Raw genomic sequence first — 21,750 nt, 5'->3', positions numbered from 1 at the left:
AAATTTTAAAGATAATTAGGAGTGCGCGGTCAGCTCGTAGCTCCTGCCTGCGGAGACCGGAAACGATAAAACATGGGAATCACTTGATTCATGGGACACTTCCTCAAGCGGGCGGGCAGTTGCTTCCACTGCAGCTTGCAGCGTTATGAGGCTCTTCGTGCGGACTCGGCAAACGCCGCTGCTTGTGGCATGTAGGACAGCCCTTGTCAATTTGCCTTGCCGCCAACTTAACGCAATACGATAGCCTCCGCGTCCTCGCAGACCAACGACATCACCGTCCGCCCAAGCAGATGGCAGCGCTGGCAGCAGCGACAGCTCATCATCATGAGAATGCAGCAGCATCTCTACAATCCCCGCTGTGAAGCCGAAATTGCCGTCGATCTGAAACGGCGGATGCGCGTCAAAGAGATTCGGGTACATCGATTTGCGCAGCATCGTGTTCACATAGGCAAGTGCGTGATCGCCCTCTTCCAACCGCGCATACATATTCAGAATCCAGGCGGAGCTCCAACCGGTATGCCCTCCGCCGTTTTCGATCCGGCGGGCAAGGGTAACCGCAGCGGCTTGCGCCAATTCCGGCGTGCGGTGCGGACTGATCTGCGTCCCCGGATGCAGCGCAAACAATTGCGAGATATGGCGGTGCCCCTTGTCTTCCTCCTCGTAATCCTCCAGCCATTCCATGATCTGGCCGTGCTTGCCGATGCGCTGCGGCGGAAGCTGTGCTCGCAGCTGAACCAGCTGCGCCCTGAACGCTTCATCGAGCTGAAGAAGCTCACTGCTTTGAATGCAGGCGTCGAACAGCTCCGTGAGGATCTGCGTGTCCATCGACGGTCCCATGCACAGGCTGCCGCTCGTACCGTCCTCCAGCACGTACCGGTTCTCCGGCGATACGGACGGTCCACTGACCATATAGCCGCTTGGCGATTCTACCAAGTACTCTATGAAAAATAAGGCGGCATCTTTCAATAACGGATAGGCACGATCCCGAAGAAACTTTTGATCTTGTTCGAAACGGAACCGATCCCATAGATGCAAGACTAGCCAAGCTGCGCCCATCGGCCAGATCACGCAGGTTGGGAACAAGCCTTCCGGGCGCGTTTCGCCCCAGATGTTTGTATTGTGGTGCGCGACGAAGCCCGAACAGCCGTAGAGTTCTCTCGCCGTCTGCCGACCGCTTTCCTGCATGCGTCCGATATGATCGAACAGCGGCTCATGACATTCGGATAGCCCGCATACTTCAGCTGGCCAGTAATTCATCTGCGTATTGATGTTGATCGTATACTTCGATTCCCAAGGCGGCGTAAAGCTGTCATTCCAGATGCCCTGCAGGTTGGCAGGCAGCGAGCCGGGGCGGGAGCTGGCGATGAGCAAATACCGCCCATAGTTAAAGAGCAGCTCGGTTAGCCCCAAATCATGCCCCTGACTTTCCTTCAGTCGTTCCAGTCTGCGATCGGTCGGGAGCGCGGCAAGCTCATTCTCTGCGGTTGAATCCGCCAGTTTCAGCTCCATACGGCCATACAGCTCGCGGTAGTCCCGCACATGCCGCTCCTTCAGGTCGTCGTAAGAATAGGCCTCCGCGCTGCAAATCTGCGCTTTGCATGACGCCAACGGGTCCTTGCTGCGAAACGTCGATCCCGCAGTGAGGAGGAGCGTGACTTTAGTGGCGCCCTCAACCGACAGAAAATCGCCGACGACCGACACTTGCCCGTCTTCGGCGACAGCTCTGACGGCACACGCATAAGCGACGCCGTCTTTCCCGCACTCGCCACTCATCCATATGCCGTCGTTGCCCCATGCACCGCTTAAGCCTTCATACGGACGCCGGTTCAAATTCGCTGAGAAGTGCAGCTGCCCGGGAGGATCGCACGTCAAGCGGATGACCATGACTTGGTCAGGGTAGCTGCTGAACAGCTCACGGCGGAACTTAACGCCATTCACGGTATATGAGGTACTGGCCACCGCCTGATCAAGATCCAGCTCCCGATGGTAATCTTGTGCCTCGGACGCCATGTGTCTATGAAAATAAAACCTTAAATCCCCTAAAGGGAGATAGGGATTATAATATTTCGGCGTCGAGAACATCGCGAGCCTCGTGAGCCTCGTCGCTTCCTCAACCTTACCTGCAAAAAGCAGACTGCGGATTTCCCCAAAAAAACGGGGAGCATCAGGATTCAGCCCTTCCTTGGGTCCTCCGTACCAAATGGAGTCCTCGTTAAGCTGGATCCGCTCCTCCTCCACTTGACCAAACACCATAGCACCCAACCGCCCATTCCCGATGGGAAGCGCCTCTGTCCAGATCGCGGCTGGCTGCCGATACCACAGCTTGCTGCGGTTCTTCATGATCATCCCTCCTATGTCCTGTCTGAATCCTTATGTCTGATTGGCATCATCATGCGCATACAGGTACCTACGCCTTCCTGGCTTTCAATCTCTAAGCCGAATACTTCGCCATATACCATTTGAATCCGCCTGTGCACATTCAGTACGCCAATGCCGCCCTTATTGCCGGAATCGTCGACTTCACCGTCTGCGAGCCGATTCGTATTCAATTTTTTCTGAAGCTTGTCCAGAACCGCTGCCGACATCCCCACGCCGTTATCTTCCACACTAATCCAGAAGATGCCGTCCCGAACACCGCCGTCAATTCGAATAGCATGGTGGTCCTCAATTCCGTCAGGGAACGCATGCTGGAACACATTTTCCACTAAAGGCTGCAGCGTTAGCCGAACCATGCTGTACAACAGGTACTCCGGCTTGATCGCCACGTCAATTTCAAACTCCCGATCGATCCGGTACTGCAGAATGACCATGTAATTCAAAACATGCTTAAGCTCGTTCGCCACCGTAATCTGCTCGAGATTCGTCTGTACGGCATACCTCAGCATATAGGCCAGCGCCTTCACGATGTCAGAAATTTCCTCCGAGTCCTGAATCGTCGCGTAACAAACAATCGTTTCCAACGTGTTGTACATAAAATGCGGGTTGATTTGCAGCTGGAGTGATTGAAATTCGGCTTTTTGTCGTTCCATCCGAATCTCGGAATTGGTCAGTTCAACCTGAACGACGCGATCAACGGCTTCGGACAGCCTTTTCACCATGACATTGTACCGAACCATCAACTCTACGATTTCGTCTCGGTGCGGAGGCAGCGGGATCATCGCCCAATTCCCTTTCTCCGTCTCGCGCATACCGGACTTGAGCGTTTGAATCGGCTTCGCGAGCGACTTGCCGAACCGGAATGCCAGCAGCATCGCGAGGATCAGGGTAAGAATACCCACAACTATTGTCGTTGTCCGGATATTCATAATCGGCTTGCGCAGCTCACTCAAGGGCATGGAGACAATCAACTGCCAGCCCGAGTAATCGGACGTGCGGCTCACATACAATCGCTCATCCCCTTCAAAATCATCCACAAACGAGTGCGTATCTGAGGCTTCTAGTTTTTGTATAAAAGTCGCCGGCGCATTCCCCCCGACTTTGCTGCTATCCGGGTGATACACGTAATTCCCCCGTCCATCGAGAATGAACATGTAGCCGTATTTACCGAGATCAATCCCTTTCCAGAGCGCTGATAGATCGGAGGATCTCATCTCGATGGCGAGCAGTCCATTCAAATCGGGGGAGGTGAACCCGCGAATGCGGCGCACCATCGTGAGCATCTGATTTTCTTGCCCCTCGATGATCGTATGGTTCAGCATCGTCAGACTTCCGTCAGATTTGGTGTTGGCAAGGAAATAATCTCGCTGTTTTTGAATATCTTTTTTCTGAAAGGACTGCTCATTCACGCCATTATAGTAGTAAAGCGCATTCAGCTTATCGCTGATTAAATAAATCGCCGTCAGTTTCGGATTTCGAATGAACAAGGGCTCGACACTGAAATCGCGGATGTTACTGCGAAACATGTAATAATCGTACTCCTCGCGGTTGACCGGCAAATCAATAAATTCCATGATTTGGCGGTTCGTCAGCAAAGAGACGATGGAACGTTCATAGTCTTTCAAATATAAATCGGTATGGTGTACAGCGTTGCCGACGATCTGGTTCATCTGATTTTCAACCATTTCATCCAACTCGCTGGAGGTAGTCATATAAGTGATCACGCCGACACTGCTCAACGAAAAAATAATAACAATCAGAAAATAGACGACAATTTTCTTTGTTAGACCGCGGATTCTCATTTGATCCCCAAGCTCGCTCGAAACTCAGATGGCGATTGACCTACTACTTTTTTGAACGTTTTCGTAAAATGCGGATAATCGTCGTATCCCACCTCAGCCGCCACATCCACGATGCGAATATGAGGGATCGTGAGCATTTCTTTCGCTTTCGCCATTCGTTTGTTAATGCGGTATTGAACAAACGTTTCTTGGGTCATCTTTTTAAAAAGAGAGCTGAAATACGTCGGAGTCAAACCCACCATCGCCGCCACATCATCCAGCGAGATGTCCTCCGCGAGATGGGTGTCGATGTATAGCCGAGCTTCTTCCAACGGATCTTTGTAGATGCCGCTCCGGGCTGTCTGAAGCCCCTTCACAATCTCCTGAATCCCTTGCTCGAAGCTGTCAAGGGCATCCTCCGTGCGATCCGCCTGCAAATAATTCGGCAGCAAGTTCGGGGAGTAATTGCGCCCCTTCAACCGCTTCACAAGCACGGAATGGCAATCATCCAGCAACTCCTTCAGTTGAGCTAAGGTCAGCTCAGATGACAGGCAATGCTCTCTCCAACGGAGCAGCAGGCTCTTCAACTCTTCACTTTGCAGCTCCCAGATGCGTTGTTCAAGCTCATCCATCCATGCTATGAAACGGGACGGTGGCAAGTAACTCTGTGAGGTTTTCTTGATCAGTTGATCGAACATCGCGTGTACGTCGGATTTGGTCGCCGGCTTCAGCAAATAATACCGGACACCATAGTTCATGCTTTTCTGCGCATACTCAAAATCATTGTAACCGGAGATTACGACCATCTTAATATGCGGATAGTCCTGGTGCAGGATGCGGCACAGCTCCAAGCCGTCCATTTTGGGCATGCGAATATCTGTCAGCACCAGATCAGGCTCAAGCGCCTTGATGCTGGCCAGCGCTGCTTCACCGTTCTCGGCCGTTTGAATTCTGGTAAAAGAAGGGTGGTACAATTCCGCCATCTTGACCAGCCCTCGGCGTATAACAGGTTCATCATCTACGATTAATACATGCATACCCAGCCCCCCTTTTCTCATGCGTACGAACGTTGCCTTAAATGATACCTTACAAAGACAGGTTCCACAACGCGCACGCCGCGTACATGGAACCTGCAGTTCGGTACTCGCCTACCGCTGCAAGCGGGTTTGCGCGAATTGCCATGATATGGTGCTGAAGGACTGAGGGACCGAATGATCGTTGCCAAGAAGCTTACCGGCGTAGCTTCCGTCAGGCTGCCGGGTTACCTGCACCTTCCACCAGCTGCAAGCACCATTTTCGTACGCAAACGTCTCGCCGTCATCGTCATACAGATGACCTTCGCCTGATACTTCGCCGAAATGGACGAAGGTCAGCGGAACAGAGCTGCCGGGCTCCGGCACATGCAGCAGGCTCGGCATCATCGGAATGACGGCTCCGCTGCGCACGAAGATCGGGATGATCTCGAGCTCTGCCGGAATGCGCACGATTTGCCCGCCTTCATAGCGCTCGCCAGTCTCCAGTCCATACCAGACACCGCTCGGCAGCAGCACGTCCCGCTCCGTCTCTCCAGCTACGAACGGTGCGATCAGGAGAGACTCGCCCATCATATACTGATCGTCCCACTCCCGGATCGTTTTCTTGCCATAGGCGGCGTCGGTCGTATTCAAAACTTCCTGTTCGAACGCAGCCAGATGGCCTTCCGCCGCTGCGATCTCAGCTGGCGACATCACCAGCGGCATCGCTCGAAAAGGCGGAACCCCTGTATCCCTGTAAGCAGCAAAGGCCGTATATACATAGGGCAGTAATCTCATCCGCAGCTCAATGTAGTGGCGCACGATCCCTTCCACTTCGGGGTAAGACCAGGGCTTCGTCCCGTCTCCCCATGCATTCAACATAGCCAGCGATGAGAAACACACAGTCTGCATGCGCCGCACCCAATCTTCCGCGCTGACCGCTCGGCGCACTTCCGGCGTCCACAACAGCCCGCTGAACGAGGCGTTGCAAAGCGCCCTGATATACTGCTTATGATCGTACAAATCCGAGTAAAGCACATAGGGCATCGTGGAAGCCGCCACACCCGATGCCCGGACAAGACCGTACGTTCGCTGGTTCTTGCTGCGGTACAGGTCGCTCGTCATCTTCTGGAACATCAGACCGTACAGTTGTCTCATCTGCTCGCCGTCGAGTCCTGAAGGGAACTTGGCATGCGCCGGAAACATCCACGAATTGCGTGTCAGTTCGCTGCCGTCACATTCGTCCAGCTTATAGCCGGAAACGCCTAGGCTGACATGCTCTGTCTCATGTACGTGCTTGTACTGCTCTGCCGCTTCCTCCATCGCGTAATCCGGCGCCACACCGCCCCAGACGGTGTGGCTGCCTGCGTAAGGACGCAGCTTTTCGTAGATTTTACTATGAGGTGAGACAAAGGGATGCTCCCACAAATTTACGCGCATGCCTTTCGCACGAAGCTGCTGCACGAACGTCCCGGGCGCTGGGAATCGACTCGCTTCCCATTCGTAACTTACCGGATAGCTTTGGCTGTGCCAGCCCGGTTCGAGTCCGATCACATCGCAGGGGATCCCGCGCTGACGAAACTGCTCCGCTTCTTCCAGCACCTGCTCGTCGGTGTACAGCGTCGGCACGCGATGCCAGAAGCCGAGCCCCCACTTCGGCGGAAGCACGCCGCCTCCGCAAAACAAGTTGTAACGGGCCACAACGTCCGCCAGAGCGGGCCCGCCGAAGACGTACACATCGGTGCCATCCCTCGGCAGCCGCAGCTCGGCACGTGCGGCTAGCGGCGTTGCCGTCCAACCCGCGTTGGTGTTGCGGTCGCGGACATGCTCGGGGCGCGTGTCCGCCAGCTCCAAGGTTGAGCCGCAATGCATCGTCACGATCCGGGACGTATCAATCAGGACACCGTAGCCGCGGTCGCTTGCATAGAACGGAACCGGCGCATGCGTTTCGCCCGTGTCCTGCTTAGGGTCGCTATTGACCCTAAGATAACGGGTTCTCCCCCGCTGATTCATGCGCATCAGTTGCAGACCCGTTCCGTACAACTTCTCCGAAGGTGTCAACGGAAAGGAAACGATCAGGCCATCGTGGACTTTTTCTATGCGAACCTGATCCCAATCAAACGGTGGCTGCACTTCCGGCATTTGCTTCAGTGCAGCCTCGCGAGGCTGCACGTTCATATAAGAAAGCGGCGTAATCTCCTTCGCTCCTTGCATTTCTTGAAGGGTCATGCGCCAAACCCCTGGCGCCGCCAGGGACCAGCTTGCTGCCATCATGCTGTCATCTCTCCGTTCTCTTTCATTTGAGGGACAAGAATGGCCTGCATCTGTCCCGTTGCGCTCGCCACGTGCGCATAATGAACCAGCGCCTGCGTTTTGAGATAATCCTGTCCGCTGGTTTCCGATTCGCGCTGCTCCTGCAGCGATGCCAGAAACTCAGTCAGTGTATCCGTCTCATCAATGCCGCTTAGATCCTCGATTTTGACAGTAATTTGATCACGTATCAAATAGATTTCCTTGTCTTTTACTTCGATTGCGCCTTCTGTGCCTTCAATGCGCCAATTGCCGCTCCATGGCGTCTCCGTGCCTCTGGCTGCAATCGTGGCCTGATAGGCAGCTGTAATGCCGCCTTCCAGCTCGATAAATGCATAGGCACTCAGATCTGCGCCTTCCTCCTGCCAGCCGTTAACTGGATTGAACAACTTCGCCTGAATCGCCATTCCATCCTTGCCTGTAAAATAGCGGAGCAAATCAAAATGATGAACGCCAATATCATCAAGAATTCGGACCGTATATCGCCGCTGAACATGATGGTAGCGGTAAAATTGAATATCGAGCGAGGATAAGGCGCCGATAGCTCCATCATCAATCAACTGCTTGGCCTTGCGAATATAGGGCATTCTCCGATAATTCTCCGCAATCATGAACGGAATGCGCTCCCGCACCGCTCGCGCCACAATCTCCTTCGATTCTTGGTAATCGAAGGAGATCGGTTTTTCACACAGCACGGCTAGTCCTCGATCAAAAGCGGCCGCATTCACCTTCGTATGCATCATCGGCGACGTCACATTGACGAGAAAGTCTGCCTGTATCGTCTCCAGCGCTTCTTCCAGCGACGTGAAGAACGGAAACGGATCATCCCCCATCTTGATCTTCATGGCAGGATCCACTTCCACCACCGCAGCGAGCAGCCCCCTCTCTCTTAGCCGTTTATACCAGCTGAAGCCTGCGGAACCTAAACCAACAAGTATTGCCTTCATCTTCTGTCACCCCCCCCTAAGTTTGAAGTGGAATCACCATGTTCCACGTGTTCTCCGCATGACGGAAACCACCAGGCCCGTCCGCGACGGCTGCAAATAGGTGCGTAGGCCGGCCATTCTGAAATAGCAAAAACGGCCGCTCGAGGTTGCCCATCGTTTGCACTGTTCCGTCATCCCAATGCACTGTGCGCGAATAGGCTTGCGGTTCCTCCGCCAAGCGCCAATCCAGACCATTTGACGAAACGGCATGAATGCCGCCATGCTTCTCTCCGCAGAGCGTCCCTTCCATATCTTTGGCAATCAATTCGTAGCCACTCTCCGTTTTCCAAATAAACGGATCTTCAATATGAAATTTGGCCGGCGGGAAAATCGGTTCTTCCGATGACAAGACACGGTACGGTCCTTGCCAGTTATCCGCCCAAGCCGCACCAATCGTCATCGCGCCATGCACAATGCCTTCGTACTTGCGCGCTTTGTAGATGAGCAGCACCGAACCGTCTTCGTGAATACATGGCGCTGGATTGGAGGTGAGGTAGCTGTCAAAACGTCCCGGCCGCACCGGCAAAATCGGTTGATCCAAGCGCTTCCACGGACCATAGACACTCGCAGCTACTGCCAGTCCCACTCTTTTATTCGCACGCGCGACGATACAGCGCGGATCGTCCAGCCCGAACCCGTCGCCGGGTATCGGCTCCATTAATGGATGTGTCGAGCCCATATAATACAGCAGATATTGATCGCCATGCTTCGTAATATGCGGGTTATGTGTGCTTCGGCCATCCCAGTATTCCGCACCTCTGGCGGGCAGAACGACCTCGTCAAACTCGTACGGCCCCTCCGGCGTATCAGAAACAGCCCGTACAATCTCGGACGCTACCAGCCAGCCCGGATGCATCGGCAGCGTTTTGGGCCATCGTGAGGCAAACATGTGATACCGTCCATCCTCGCCTTGGATAACCGATCCGCACCATACCCAGTACCCCTCCATACGAAACCCGCCTTCGCGCGGAGCCGGAAGCATACGTTCTGCAAATCTTGCCATCACCGTCACACACCTCTCTGTTGAATCTTGCCTTCATTATAAAAGATTGCAACGAATCAGGAAGGCGAATTCTTACGCTCATATGTCTTTTTTTACGATTTCTGCCCAGCACCAGGAAGAGCCCGGGGCTACCAGGCCCCGGGCTCTCTCCTCCTTATTTATTAATCAGGACCGCGCCTTCCTTCTTGTTCCAGCGATCCGTCGCTTCTTTAATGATCTCGTTGCCGCCCTTGCTCTTATATTCCTCGATGACCTTCGGCCAGTCCGAAATCGGCTCCTTGCCGTAAATCATTTTGATCATATGATCGATAATCAATTTCGGGCCAACGTCAGGCTGCGGCGCAGCCAAATCCGGATACTTGGAGAATGTGCTTAGCTCCGGATAGAATCCGATACCGGACAACCCTTCTTTCGATAGAACGTCGTTGAACGCTTTGAGCGTTGCTTTTCCATTATCGTCAAGCTGCAGTCTCATTTTGTTGTAAGTGGAATCGTGCACCGCCCACAGCGTGCCGCTGCGCCAGCCTTCCTCATCCGTCTCTTCGGCTGTTTTCGGGAATTTATAATTGATTGCTCCGCTGCTGTCTTTCGTATAGGTATCGCCTTCGATCCCTACGGAGAAGAATGTTTCCGCTTCTGGCGTCACCATCCAATCGAACATTTTAATAATATCAGCAGCCTTCTCAGGCTTCACACTTTTATTAATGAAGAAGGAGCGAATCACCGGAGAGTAGTAGAAATAACCACCTTTTCCTTCTGGCCCTTGCGGCGATGGAATGATATCAACCTTGGACCCAGGAACCGCTTGTTGAATCTTCGTGCGGTAGCCCGGCAAGCCTGATCCGTTCTGCGACCAGCTGCCCGCTTTGCCCGACTCGATGCTCTTACCGAAATCTGTTGAGGAGATCGTTGCAAACTCCTTGGAGATCAGGCCTTCGTCATACATCGTTTTGTAGACGGTAAGTGCTTTTTCCATATTTTCAGCATCGAAGAATTTCGGTACAACCTGGCCGTTCACAAGCTCAAACTGGTCTTTGTACGGTAGAACATCGAATGCGCCGAGAATAACGTCGGCATATTTGAAGTTTTCCCGCATTTGATAGGGCTGCTCAACGCCCATTTTCTTAAAGGCTCTAAGAACATTCAAGAAGTCATCCACCGTCTTCGGCGGCTGAAGACCTGCCTTCTCCAGCAGATCGGTCCGAATGTACGTGCCACGACGGGAAGGATTGCTTAAGAACTCAGGAACTGCGTAAATTTTGCCGCCATAGGACACGGTGTCCCAAGCCGCTTTCGGAATTTGTTTCATTAAATTCGGCGCATACTTATTGAGCAAATCATCGAGCGGCATAAACACGCCGTTTTCAACGGAACCGGACATGGATTTGCTCCCTGGACCCCCAATACTGCCAACAACATCCGGAATGTCATTGCCTGCAAACATCAAGCCGAACTTGGAGTCTTCCAACACCTTGAGATCGACGTCCGTATTCGTCAGCTCTTCCAGCTTTAGCACCCATTTATCCTTGTTAATATCAGGAACCCTCGTATGGTAACCTGTGCTGACGGTTGTCGGAAGCACCATTGAAAACTTCGTCGGCTCTTTCTTGACGTTCGCGCTGGCCGACGGCTGAGCAGACGATCCGCTGCTCGAACTTCCACCCGATGAACAAGCCGGAAGCACAGCAGCCGTGAGCATTACTGCCATGGAGAGACTAAGAACTTTTTTCATACAACCCCTGCTTTCTCATATAATTGGAAACGATTTCATTACTTCACTATTATAAAAGGCATCTTCTAATATCTGCATGTGATTCCTTATGCTGGGTTGTCTTATTTTTCGATTGGAGCCTTTTCACTTTACAACTTGCCCAGATACAATACGCCTTTCTTGGCATTGTAACGCTCTGTTGCTTCTTTAATAATCTCGTTGCCGCCCTTGCTCTTGTACTCGTCAATCACCTTCGGCCAATCGGAGATGGGTTCTTTACCGTAAATCATTTTAATCATATGATCAATAATGATCTTCGGTGGCGCATCCGAGCCTGGTGAAGCGGCATCCGGGAACTTCGCATTCGCCTCGAGATCCGGCGCAAACCCGATTCCGGAGAGCCCTTCCTTCGCCAAAATCGTGTCAAACGCATTCAAAATGTAAGGTCCGTTCGGGTCCGTCTGCATTTTCAACCTGTTCACAGTACTCTCGTGGGCTGCATGCAGCGTGCCCCGGAAGTCCTGCTCTTCCAGACCTTCCTTCGTGGTCGGCTCCTTATAATTGATTTTACCATCAACAACGGTATACGTGTCCCCTTCAACGCCATAAGTGAAGAATTTGTACGCTTCATCGGAAGACATCCATTCAAAATACTTCACAATCTCTGCCGCTGTCTCCGGCTTCACGTTCTTGTTGATATAGTGCGCGCTCGTCACCGGCAAATACATCAGATAGCCGCCTTTGCCCTCAGGCCCGATCGGCGATGGGATGACATCGACCTTGGCGCCTTGCACCGCATTTGGAATATTCGTCCGGAAATCGTTCAAGGAGACGAGATTGGATGACCAAATGCCTACTTCGCCTGCCCGTATCGACTTGAGCCAGTCCGTTGACGAGACTGTTGCAAACTCTTTCGCCATCAAGCCTTCGTCAAGCATCGTTTTGTATACTGTTAATGCTTTGGTCATATTCTCGACATCAAAAAATTTCGGTACAACTTGACCGTTCACCAGCTCAAACTGCTCCTTATAGGGCAGCACGTCGTATGCGCCGAGAATCGTGTCGGCGTACTTCAGGTTTTCCCTTCCGCCGTATGGATACTTGACACCCATCTCTTTAAACTTGCGAAGCACGTTCAGAAACTCGTCAACGGTTTTCGGCGGTTGGAGTCCCGCTTTCTCCAGCAGATCTGTTCGAATGAACGTTGTGCGTCGGGACGGATTGTTGAGCCAGTTCGGAATGCCATAAATTTTTCCATTGTATGAAACTGCTTCCCAAGCTTCCTTCGGCACATTCTTCATCAAATTCGGCGCATTCTGCTTTAGCAAATCGTCCAGTGGCATGAACATCCCCGCTTCAACAGAGCCTGACATCGCCTTATCGGTCGCAGTGCCCAAGCTTCCCACAACATCAGGAATATCGTTACTTGCAAACATGATGCCCATTTTGCTCACTTCTATGACCTTGACCGTCAAATCCGTATTCGTAAGCTCTTCCAATTTCTTAACCCACTTGTCGCTGTTAATGTCGACCCGGGTGTGATAGCCCGTATTCGATGTGGTCGGAAAAGAAATCGAGAACTTCGTCGGCGGTTTCTTCGCCGCTTCCGTTGCAGCCGCCGAAGCCGGCTGCGACGAGCTTGCGGGACTGCTGGTAGAACACCCTGCCAAAACGGTACTGACGGTCAGCAATCCTGCAAGTACGATCCCTGCTGTTTTTTTCAAAAGGAACCCCTTCTTTCTGAGCGTAGTGTGGATGAACGCGTTTCCAAATTCATCTTACCTAGATGTAGAAAGCTTGAGGATTGGTAATTTTACGATGAACATGTATTTTTTTGCGTTTTATATAAATTATGACTTTACAGAACCAACCATCATCCCTTGAATGAAATGCTTTTGCAGGAAAGGGTATACAAGGAGAATCGGCAAGGTTGCCACTACGATAACAGCCATTTTAATGCCCTCCGGCGACAAAAACATCAGCAGCTCCGAAGTGACGTCGGATTGGCCGAACTGATCAGTGAAAACAATTTCCCGCAGCCGCACCTGCAGAGGAATCCATTCCCGTACGTTGATGTAATACACGGCTTCGGCATACCGATTCCAGTGCGCAACGGCATACATGATTCCCATTGTCGCCATGGCCGGCTTGGATAACGGTAGCACGATTTTCCACAATACACGGAACTCCCCACAACCGTCAATTTTTGCAGAGTCGAGCAGCTCGACGGGCAAGTTGACGAAAAAGGATCGCATGACGAACAAATTAAACGAACTGATCGCCATCGGCAGCATTAACGCCCATAACGTATCCAGGAGGCCTAACTGCTTGACCAGCAAATAGTTCGGAATCAGCGGAGCGCTGAAAATGAGTGTAATTAAAACCATAATCAGAATAACTTTTCGATACAAATACTCCGGTCGAGATAGCGGATAAGCAAGCGTTGTCGTCATGACCAGATTGATTAGCGTCCCGAGAACCGTAATGATGACGCTGTTGCGAAAGCCGGTCCAAATCGTCGGATCCTTCAAAATCAGCTTATAGCTGCCTGTCGTGAAGCCGACCGGCCATATCCCTACTTCTCCGGCATTAATCGCCACATTGCTGCTGAACGACTGCGCAATAATGTTAAGCAGGGGAAGTATCATACTGAGGCCCAAGAGCCCCAGCAGAACAATATTTACGATATTAAAAATTTTATGCCCTCTTGTCATAATCATCGGCGAAAATCCTCCTTTCAAGTGCCGGTTTAATACAAGCCTTCACCCGTTAATTTCTTGCTAAATATGTTGCTGGACATAATAAGTACTAAGCCGACAACGGACTTGAACAGCCCGATCGCTGTCGTGTAACTGTATTGGCGGTCAACAAGACCCGCGCGATAAACGAATGTATCGATGATTTCTCCATTCGTATTATTCAGCGGATTTAGGAAGACGAATACGCGTTCGAACCCAAAGTCCAAGAAGTTTCCGATATGCAGCAAAAACAGGATGACGATGGTCGGCAAGATGCTGGGAATTGTAATTGCCGTCACTTGCCTCAGACGGCTGGCTCCGTCAATTTGAGCGGCTTCGTACAAGTCGGGATTAATGCCGGCCATCGCCGCCAAATAAATAATCGTCCCCCAGCCGCTGTCCTTCCAAACGCCGGAAGCAATCAGAATCGGTCGAATATATTCATTTTCCCCAAGAAAGTAAATCGGATCGATGCCGAAGAGGCCCAGAACATGATTGACAATCCCCGTTGAAGGCGACAATACCCCAACGACAACCCCGCCAACGATAACCCACGACAGGAAGTGCGGCATATACACCACGGTTTGAACGACACGTTTATAAGCCATCAAGCGCAATTCATTAATCAGCAGCGCTAATAGGATCGGAACTGGAAAGGCGAAGCATAAATCATACAAACCAATCAGAATTGTATTTTTCAAAATCTGCAAAAACTCGGTGTACTGGAACATCCGTTGAAAGTTGTCCAATCCCACCCATGGACTGCTCTTAATCCCTTTGAAGATGTTGTAGTTCTGAAAGGCAATCATGGAACCGAACAACGGGATATATTTAAAGAGCAGGAAATAAATGATTCCCGGAATGGAAATGACATAGATCGGCCAATGCTTTCGCATGAAAGCCCACTTCTGTCGTTGTGTTGAGAACGTATAAATGCTTCGATCGGATGCCTGAATTTTACTGGCCATATTCTCCTCCCCTTCTTGCATGCTGCAGCATGATTACCTCTTCATCTTACAGGGGATAGCGGCCGTCAGCGATGGTGAAACTTACTGCGAATTGTGTTTTTTTACGATCAAGGAAAGGGAGTTCACTGGGCTTGAAAAGCAAAAAAGCGCGGAAAACCCGCGCTATGCCTCTAAGCCGTAGCGCTTGGCGGCGCTTCGGTACAACCAATCCTCGCCAATCTGCAGCGCTGTCTCCTGCGGGATCCAGCCAGCCTCGATCTGCTGCCACAAAAACTCGCTTGCCAATCGCTTGATGACCAGGATTTTGCCGTAGCTCCATTCGATACAGCGGGCGTCGGAGACGATGAGCGAGCTTTTCATCGCCGGCAGCGCCTCTAGTCTGTACTGCATGCTGTCCCGATACGTACTGGATCGGAAATTGAACCACCAATGGCCGCCAACATGCACATTCGGGAAGTTCCACGCCGCCTGCACGATGTCCAGATTGTTAATCTCCGAAGCGACGACGAGCTCGAACGGACATGCGTACCGCTCGAATAGCGCGGTCAGCTTCAAGATCCGTTCCGGATCGTTCGCCGGCACAGCGGTGCCGCACCAGGAACGTTCCACGCCAAGGAAAAGCTGGACAAGCATCCCTCTCTGCGCAGCCTCGGCGCCAATCTCATGCAGCAGTTGGAGCATGACTTCGTCTCGGCTGCAGCCAGGCACCAACGTGATGGGCTGGTTCGCGCTGAGAGCAAGACGCGGCAAGGTCGTCATGATGCCCCTGCAGCCCATCGCCTGGTACGTATCCAGCAAGCTCACCAGCGTTTCACGAACGTGTGCGAGGGTTTCTACAGGGTCACTCGCTTCAGTTATCGTGCGGGTCCATTCACCTAACTTGCCGTCGATGCGCGGAAGCAGAATCGCCGACTCCCGCATGCCTTGAAACGCCGCATGCTCCGGAATATTCACGACGAAGCCCCGGGCTTGCATGCGGTCTGCAACATGCTGTGCCCAGCCCGACTGCTGTGCCGATCGTTTCACGGCCGCATCCAGCTCCAGCACGGATGCACGGTCACGAATCTCGATGCCATACAGATCCTTACAAATATGCGTAAACGCGATATTCATCAGCGTATTTCTCGTCGCTTTGTAAGCGCCCAGGAAGGCCGCAATTCTTTCCTCCTCCGGCAGCTCGGCGGCATTCGCCGGATATCCCGCTGCCTGCATTTCGCGGAATAGCCAGAAATAATGCGCGATTTCCCAGAAATCCGCTGCGCATAGTCGATCCCCAACCAGGTGGGTATGGGTGTCCAGCACAGGCATCTGCATGATGTGTTCCGTAAATGTTTCTTTCGTTAGATCAGCCATCATTGTTTAGCGCCTCCTTAGCGTAAATGCCTTAAAAGGCATGCAGCACCGAAGGAACGGTGTCGTTCTTTCGGTGCTGATGCTCATTGTCCGCTTCGCTTGCTTATTCAGCCAAGATGCGGTCGATAAGGGTCAACTCGTCATCGGTAAAATGTAAATTGCGAATGGCCGCGATGTTATCCTCCAGTTGCTGTACTTTGCTCGCACCGATCAACGCGGACGTGACGAGCCCCTTGCGCAGCACCCAAGCGAGCGCCATTTGCGCCAGGCTTTGGCCTCGCTCTGCGGCCAGCACATTCAGCTTGCGCGATTTGCCAAGCTTCTCCTCCGTAATGTCTTCCGGACGCAGAAATACGCTGCCTCCCGCTGCGCGGGAATCTGCCGGAATCTCTTTGAGATACCGGTCAGTGAGCAAGCCGCGCGCCAGCGGGCTGTACGCGATCGAGCCGATACCCTCGCGCGTCAATACGTCCTGGAGCCCTTGCTCCAATCTGCGCTCATACATGGAATAATGCACCTGATGAATGACGAACGGAGTGCCGAGACGCTTCAAAATAGCCGCCGCCTCCGCTGTCTGCTCCGCATTGTAGTTGGACACGCCGACATAGAGCGCTTTGCCCTGACGGACGGCCTGGTCCAACGCGCTCATCGTTTCTTCCAGCGGCGTTTCCGCATCAAATCGGTGCGAATAGAAGATATCCACATACGCAAGCCCCATCCGCTTCAAGCTCTGATCCAGGCTCGACAGCATGCTCTTCCGGGACCCGCGCTCCCCGTATGGGCCTTCCCACATCCGGTATCCCGCTTTCGAGGCGATAATCAGCTCATCGCGGTACGGATGCAAGTCTTTCTTCAAGATCTGGCCGAAGGTTTCTTCAGCCGAGCCCGGCGGCGGCCCGTAATTGTTTGCCAAGTCAAAGTGCGTAACACCTAAGTCGAATGCGCGGCGCGCCAGTGCACGGCTGTTCTCGAACAAGTCCGTTCCCCCGAAATTATGCCAGAGGCCAAGCGAAATCGGCGGAAGCTTCAGTCCGCTCTTCCCCGTCTTTCGATAAGGCATTTCGCCGTATCGGTTTTCATCTGCTTTGTAATCCATGGCCGTTCCTCCTTGTTAAGTTAAGCCGTTGTGCTGTCGAGCTGAATCGTCGCCAGCCCGGACGCCGGAATGGCAAGCGCATGAATCCCTTTCGCCAAGGTCAGCACTTCGGTGTGAAGCACCTGGCCGCAGCAATCTGCGATCTCCACCTGTGCCTGAGTCGGCACGTCCCCCGTCACCTCAAGGTAGAGACCATCCTCTCTCGTGCCGTTGACAACAAACCACGTCCGCTCGGAACCGTCTGTCTCCAGCGGCACCAGACGGTCATAATACGTCACTACAATGCCTTGATCGCCGCGCACCGATTGCACGAGCGGATAGAGCAGCTCCGGATTGCGAGGCGCCAGGCGGCCTTCCAAGAGAAGATCCCGATGTTTCTTATAAAAAGAAAGCCAATGCCTCAGCATCGCAAGGTGCTGCGCCGGAACCCGATCCAGCTCCACCGAGATTTGCGGAACCGAGAACAAAATATTGATCAATTGCAGCGCTGCGCTCTCCACCGGTTCGTCCGGGTGCCACATAATCATATCCGCGTGAGCAGCCGTCTCCCCGCAGAGCAGGCGCAGATCGATCGTCCGCACCCGATTCTGAATGCTGTCGTTCGGGCAGTCCGATGCCCGGAACATGTTGCCGTATTTGCGCATCGCCGGGCCGATATACATCTGGCGGAATTCCACCATGATCTCCGGCTTCAGCTCGCGCAGGCGAGCGATGGAATCGGTCAGCAGACGGTCAACCGCTTCCGGAATCGATTCGTAATCTTTGCCTGGCGTCGTGGAAGGCAGCTGCAGCTCAGGCGAATAGAAGGTATCGATGAAGTCCAGCTTGAAGCCGTCAAGCCCCCAATCCCGGACAGCCGCTTCATATTTCCCGATGATGTACTCGCGCACGTCGGGGTAGCGCGGGTCCAGCACAGCGGCGCCGTGATTCTCGTTGTAACGCAATATTTTATCCTTGAAACGCTCCCAAACCTTGCTGTGCTTGCCGATGAAAGGCACCGAATACCATAAAATAAACTTCATGCCCAGATCGTGAATGGCATCCACATGGCGCTTCATATCGGGAAACTTGCCTTCGTACGTCTCCCAGTCGCCGCAATAGGCATAGCCTCTGCCGTGGTCAGCTGTCTGCCAGCCATCATCCACAATGACCGCTTCCATGCCCAGTTCCTTGGCAAGGCGGCACTGCTCCTCAATTTTGCGGTCCGTCACATGCTGATGCATGCTGTACCACGTCGAATACATGGGCTCTTTTGCCGTTTCCGGCACAAACGCCGGCGTATAGGCCGGCATCGCGCCCCACCAGGCCTGGACGCCTTGCAGGCACTCATAGTATGGGAGATCCCGCGTATCCACGAGCAGTTTGGCTTCATACGCTTGCATCGGCACCGCTGCCTCCGTAAAAAGCTGGATACGGCAGTAGAAATTCGCCGTCTCTTCACTGATCGCGGCCCGATATTGAACCGTGTTCAGCGCATCGGAATAGGCGAATGTAAGCCTGTTGCGGCCAGCACTGTTATACAGCGCATAAACCGGTGCCGATGCTGCCGCATTCGAGCGCCAACCGCGCATCCAATCCGCCTTAAAGCTGCGGTTGCGGTCCATCGCGGGATTCCAGCTCGCCTGAATATCCCAAGCGGGCTGCGACCACTCCAAATTAAGGAGTGAAGGCGTAAACGAAGAATTCGCGTTCAGTCGCAGCGTAATGACATGCAGATTCTCCTCAAGCTTTTCGCCTAGCAAGGAAATGTCCACACCAACAAGCTCACCGGTTACAGTAAAGGTATGGTTCTCGGTCGTTAGTTGAACGCTCATTCGGCGTCTCCCTTCAGTTGGTTCTTATGCGGGGATGGGCCTGCATGGCACCAGACGGTCACGATCGGATCCTCGAGGCTGGAGTTCAAATGGTGATCCTCGCCCGGCTCTACAATGACGATATCTCCGGTACCGACGGGGATATATTCCCCGTTCAGCTCCATCGTTCCGCTTCCCTGCAAAATGATAAAAGCTTCGCAATCTCCATGCACGTGATAGTCTCTGCCATCAGGTCCGTCATTCGTGTGGCTGCGCTCACCCCGCTTGGCGAACGACAAGCCGCCAGAGCTTAAATAGGCGCCGGGCAGCACATCCTGAAGCACGTGCCCGCTCTTTCTATCTTGCAAATCTGTCAATCGCAGCTTGATCATCGCTCATTCCTCCACTTGTATTCGATATAATCGGCTTCGGAAGTCACCCTTCCAAACAGGCAGATGGAGGCCGATTCCCATCAGTTCATCGCCGCCCCAACGCTCCGTCGGCTCGTCCGGCGCATCTGGATCGGAAACCCGGTAATTGCGCTCCGCGGCCAGCCCCTTCAGCTTCAGCTTCTTCAGTGGCGGGTTCGGTTTCGCAAGCACCTGAAAGTAGGCGACGAGCGCTTCCTTCCTGTCCTCCGACACGAACATCCATGCCGTCTCATTGCCTTCAAACGGACTTAGCAGTCTGTAAAACGTTCCAAATTGGATCAACGAACGAAGCTCCTTATAAAGGGCAGCCTGCCGTTTCATCGCTTCTTTGTCATCCTCGCTCAGCATTGTTAAATCGAGTTCATAGCCAAAATTGCCCGACATCGCCGCATGCCCGCGCATGGCCAGCGGCGTCGTGCGGTGCACCTGATGATTCGGCACAGCGGAGACATGCGCGCCCATCGTGGATATCGGATAGACGAGGCTCGTGCCGTACTGAATTTTCAAACGTTCCACGGCGTCGGTATTGTCGCTCGTCCACGTCTGGGGCATGTAATAGAGCATCCCCGGATCGAATCTTCCGCCTCCGCCCGAGCAGCTTTCGAAGAGCACATGCGGGAACGCAGCGGTAAGCTGCTCAAGAACGTCATAGAGCCCGAGCATATACCGATGCGCAGTTTCCCGCTGGCGTTCTGGCGGCAACAGTGCCGAACCGATTTCCGTCATGTTGCGGTTCATATCCCACTTCACATAGGTGATGTGGCTGCTTGCCAAGATGCCGCCAAGCGCCTGCACAATGTATTCCCGCACATCCTGGCGGGAGAAATCCAGTACCAACTGCTTCCGCCCTTCGGTTCTGCGCCGCCCCGGGACATGCAGGCACCAGTCAGGGTGCGCACGATACAGCTCACTGTCCGGCGACACCATCTCCGGCTCAAACCAGAGGCCGAAAGCCAGTTCCTGAGCCTTGACGCGCTCGGCCAAATCCGCCATGCCGCCGGGCAGTTTGGCGGCGTCGACGAACCAATCGCCCAGCGAACTGGCGTCGCTGTCGCGCTTGCCGAACCAACCGTCATCGAGCACAAGCAGCTCTAAACCGAGCATCCGGCCTTCCACTGCAAGTGCTTCAATCTTATCTGCGTTAAACTGAAAATACGTCGCTTCCCAATTATTGATCAGAATCGGACGATGGCGATCGCGGAAACTGCCCCGGCATAACCGCGAACGGTACAACCGGTGATACGTCTGCGACATGCCGCCAAGCCCTTCCGCAGAATAGACCATGACCGCCTCCGGCGTCTGGAATTGTTCGCTCGGCTCTAGCAGCCAGCTGAAATCAAAAGGGTTGATCCCCATGGCAACTCGGGTGGTGCCGTAAGGATCCACCTCCGCTTGCGCAAGGAAGCTGCCGCTGTACACGAGGCTGAAGCCGTAGACGTCTCCGTGATCCTCGTCAGCTTCCGGCGACAGCAACGCGATAAACGGATTAAGGGAATGGCTGCTGCTGCCGCGGCGGCTCTCAATGACCGTCCCCCCTGCGCTCAGCGGACGTCTTTCGATATGCCGTTCGCGCGCCCACGTGCCCGATAGATGCAGTTCCTCGAATTCAGCGTGCGGCAAATCCAGACTAAAGCTAAGTGCCCTAAGCAGTTTGATTGGCGTATCGCCGTCATTGACGAAACGCACGGAACGTACAATCGCATCCATGTCGTGATAAACAGTGTAGGTCAGGATGACGTGTAAACCGATAATCCCGTCGGATAGCGTAATTTCCAAGCTCTCCGCTTCACTTTCCGATTCTACATACGTAGCGGGAAGTCCTTTAAGCCCAAGCTTCCCTGGATATATGCGATGCGAAGCGTATAGAAGTTCACTGACTGTCGAGCCGTTCCCGGTCTGCACCTGATATGCCGGCATACGAAAGTCGCTCCCGCCAAACGCCGGATACTCCTGCGGCAGCGTATCCAAGGACAGCGACAGGTCGTTCGGATCCGTTGACGGGGAGAATGAACAGCGACGTCTTCGTGTAAGCAGACTGCCGATGTTCGTTCCCCGTACCTTTGGCCCCCAATGGACGTGTGCCAAATACCCGGGTGGAACGAGCTGCATGATGTAACTGGATGCTTTTCCTTGCAAATGAAACGTTTGTGTTGCCGGATCGAACGTAATCGCCATTAGGCTGCTCCTTCCG

The 21,750-nt window shown here is 53.3% G+C and carries 15 protein-coding genes; all 15 read right to left on the bottom strand.

Translation table 11 applies throughout. The features are described from left to right. Positions 1-15: 15 nt before the first annotated feature. Positions 16-2,340, bottom strand: a complete 2,325-nt coding sequence (locus ABE504_RS03765) for a glycoside hydrolase family 95 protein (RefSeq protein ID WP_430084658.1) — start codon at positions 2,338-2,340, stop codon at positions 16-18. Positions 2,341-2,351: 11 nt separating this feature from the next. Beyond that, positions 2,352-4,178 (bottom strand): cache domain-containing sensor histidine kinase, encoded by a 1,827-nt coding sequence (locus ABE504_RS03760; protein ID WP_430084655.1) that lies wholly within the window; start codon positions 4,176-4,178, stop codon positions 2,352-2,354. Beyond that, positions 4,175-5,194 carry a response regulator transcription factor gene (locus ABE504_RS03755; protein WP_430084653.1) on the bottom strand — a complete coding sequence of 340 codons (1,020 nt, stop codon included), beginning with the start codon at positions 5,192-5,194 and terminating at the stop codon, positions 4,175-4,177. Before ABE504_RS03755 ends, ABE504_RS03760 begins: the two co-directional genes overlap by 4 nt. A gap of 111 nt (positions 5,195-5,305) precedes the next feature. Continuing rightward, positions 5,306-7,444 carry a TIM-barrel domain-containing protein gene (locus ABE504_RS03750; RefSeq protein ID WP_430084649.1) on the bottom strand — a complete coding sequence of 713 codons (2,139 nt, stop codon included), beginning with the start codon at positions 7,442-7,444 and terminating at the stop codon, positions 5,306-5,308. Continuing rightward, the gene (locus ABE504_RS03745) at positions 7,441-8,427 is read right to left on the bottom strand and encodes a Gfo/Idh/MocA family protein (protein WP_430084647.1); all 987 of its coding nucleotides are present in this window, start codon (positions 8,425-8,427) and stop codon (positions 7,441-7,443) included. The genes ABE504_RS03750 and ABE504_RS03745 overlap by 4 nt, the downstream gene beginning before the upstream one ends. A gap of 16 nt (positions 8,428-8,443) precedes the next feature. Beyond that, positions 8,444-9,469 carry a glycoside hydrolase family protein gene (locus tag ABE504_RS03740; RefSeq protein WP_430084644.1) on the bottom strand — a complete coding sequence of 342 codons (1,026 nt, stop codon included), beginning with the start codon at positions 9,467-9,469 and terminating at the stop codon, positions 8,444-8,446. 154 nt (positions 9,470-9,623) lie between these two features. Next, positions 9,624-11,201 (bottom strand): extracellular solute-binding protein, encoded by a 1,578-nt coding sequence (locus ABE504_RS03735; RefSeq protein WP_430084642.1) that lies wholly within the window; start codon positions 11,199-11,201, stop codon positions 9,624-9,626. A gap of 128 nt (positions 11,202-11,329) precedes the next feature. Next, the gene (locus tag ABE504_RS03730) at positions 11,330-12,904 is read right to left on the bottom strand and encodes an extracellular solute-binding protein (RefSeq protein WP_430084639.1); all 1,575 of its coding nucleotides are present in this window, start codon (positions 12,902-12,904) and stop codon (positions 11,330-11,332) included. Between the two features lie 126 nt (positions 12,905-13,030). After that, positions 13,031-13,900, bottom strand: a complete 870-nt coding sequence (locus tag ABE504_RS03725) for a carbohydrate ABC transporter permease (RefSeq protein ID WP_430084636.1) — start codon at positions 13,898-13,900, stop codon at positions 13,031-13,033. Between the two features lie 29 nt (positions 13,901-13,929). After that, entirely contained in the window at positions 13,930-14,886 is a 957-nt protein-coding gene (locus ABE504_RS03720; protein ID WP_430084634.1) for an ABC transporter permease, read from the bottom strand. Positions 14,887-15,048: 162 nt separating this feature from the next. After that, entirely contained in the window at positions 15,049-16,242 is a 1,194-nt protein-coding gene (locus ABE504_RS03715) for a glucuronate isomerase (RefSeq protein ID WP_430084631.1), read from the bottom strand. Positions 16,243-16,342: 100 nt separating this feature from the next. Next, a complete protein-coding gene (locus tag ABE504_RS03710; protein ID WP_430084629.1) occupies positions 16,343-17,335 on the bottom strand; it encodes an aldo/keto reductase in 993 nt (330 codons plus the stop codon). A 20-nt stretch (positions 17,336-17,355) separates the two neighbouring features. Then, entirely contained in the window at positions 17,356-19,149 is a 1,794-nt protein-coding gene (locus ABE504_RS03705; RefSeq protein WP_430084626.1) for a glycoside hydrolase family 36 protein, read from the bottom strand. Continuing rightward, a complete protein-coding gene (locus tag ABE504_RS03700) occupies positions 19,146-19,520 on the bottom strand; it encodes a cupin domain-containing protein (protein WP_430084623.1) in 375 nt (124 codons plus the stop codon). The genes ABE504_RS03705 and ABE504_RS03700 overlap by 4 nt, the downstream gene beginning before the upstream one ends. A gap of 3 nt (positions 19,521-19,523) precedes the next feature. Continuing rightward, positions 19,524-21,734 (bottom strand): alpha-galactosidase, encoded by a 2,211-nt coding sequence (locus ABE504_RS03695; RefSeq protein WP_430084620.1) that lies wholly within the window; start codon positions 21,732-21,734, stop codon positions 19,524-19,526. Positions 21,735-21,750: the final 16 nt, after the last annotated feature.

This window comes from Paenibacillus oryzisoli (genome assembly GCF_050467285.1).
GTDB classification, from domain to species: domain Bacteria; phylum Bacillota; class Bacilli; order Paenibacillales; family NBRC-103111; genus Paenibacillus_E; species Paenibacillus_E oryzisoli_A.
The sequence above is the reverse complement of the archived record's forward strand: the minus strand, read 5'-3'. Positions and strand labels throughout refer to the sequence as shown.

Bases quoted from the DNA above. Each gene is read 5' to 3' on its own strand.
- ABE504_RS03765 (WP_430084658.1), bottom strand. From the start codon at position 2,340: ATGAAGAACCGCAGCAAGCTGTGGTATCGGCAGCCAGCCGCGATCTGG.
- ABE504_RS03760 (WP_430084655.1), bottom strand. From the start codon at position 4,178: ATGAGAATCCGCGGTCTAACAAAGAAAATTGTCGTCTATTTTCTGATT.
- ABE504_RS03755 (WP_430084653.1), bottom strand. From the start codon at position 5,194: ATGCATGTATTAATCGTAGATGATGAACCTGTTATACGCCGAGGGCTG.
- ABE504_RS03750 (WP_430084649.1), bottom strand. From the start codon at position 7,444: ATGATGGCAGCAAGCTGGTCCCTGGCGGCGCCAGGGGTTTGGCGCATG.
- ABE504_RS03745 (WP_430084647.1), bottom strand. From the start codon at position 8,427: ATGAAGGCAATACTTGTTGGTTTAGGTTCCGCAGGCTTCAGCTGGTAT.
- ABE504_RS03740 (WP_430084644.1), bottom strand. From the start codon at position 9,469: ATGGCAAGATTTGCAGAACGTATGCTTCCGGCTCCGCGCGAAGGCGGG.
- ABE504_RS03735 (WP_430084642.1), bottom strand. From the start codon at position 11,201: ATGAAAAAAGTTCTTAGTCTCTCCATGGCAGTAATGCTCACGGCTGCT.
- ABE504_RS03725 (WP_430084636.1), bottom strand. From the start codon at position 13,900: ATGATTATGACAAGAGGGCATAAAATTTTTAATATCGTAAATATTGTT.
- ABE504_RS03720 (WP_430084634.1), bottom strand. From the start codon at position 14,886: ATGGCCAGTAAAATTCAGGCATCCGATCGAAGCATTTATACGTTCTCA.
- ABE504_RS03715 (WP_430084631.1), bottom strand. From the start codon at position 16,242: ATGATGGCTGATCTAACGAAAGAAACATTTACGGAACACATCATGCAG.
- ABE504_RS03710 (WP_430084629.1), bottom strand. From the start codon at position 17,335: ATGGATTACAAAGCAGATGAAAACCGATACGGCGAAATGCCTTATCGA.
- ABE504_RS03705 (WP_430084626.1), bottom strand. From the start codon at position 19,149: ATGAGCGTTCAACTAACGACCGAGAACCATACCTTTACTGTAACCGGT.
- ABE504_RS03700 (WP_430084623.1), bottom strand. From the start codon at position 19,520: ATGATCAAGCTGCGATTGACAGATTTGCAAGATAGAAAGAGCGGGCAC.
- ABE504_RS03695 (WP_430084620.1), bottom strand. From the start codon at position 21,734: ATGGCGATTACGTTCGATCCGGCAACACAAACGTTTCATTTGCAAGGA.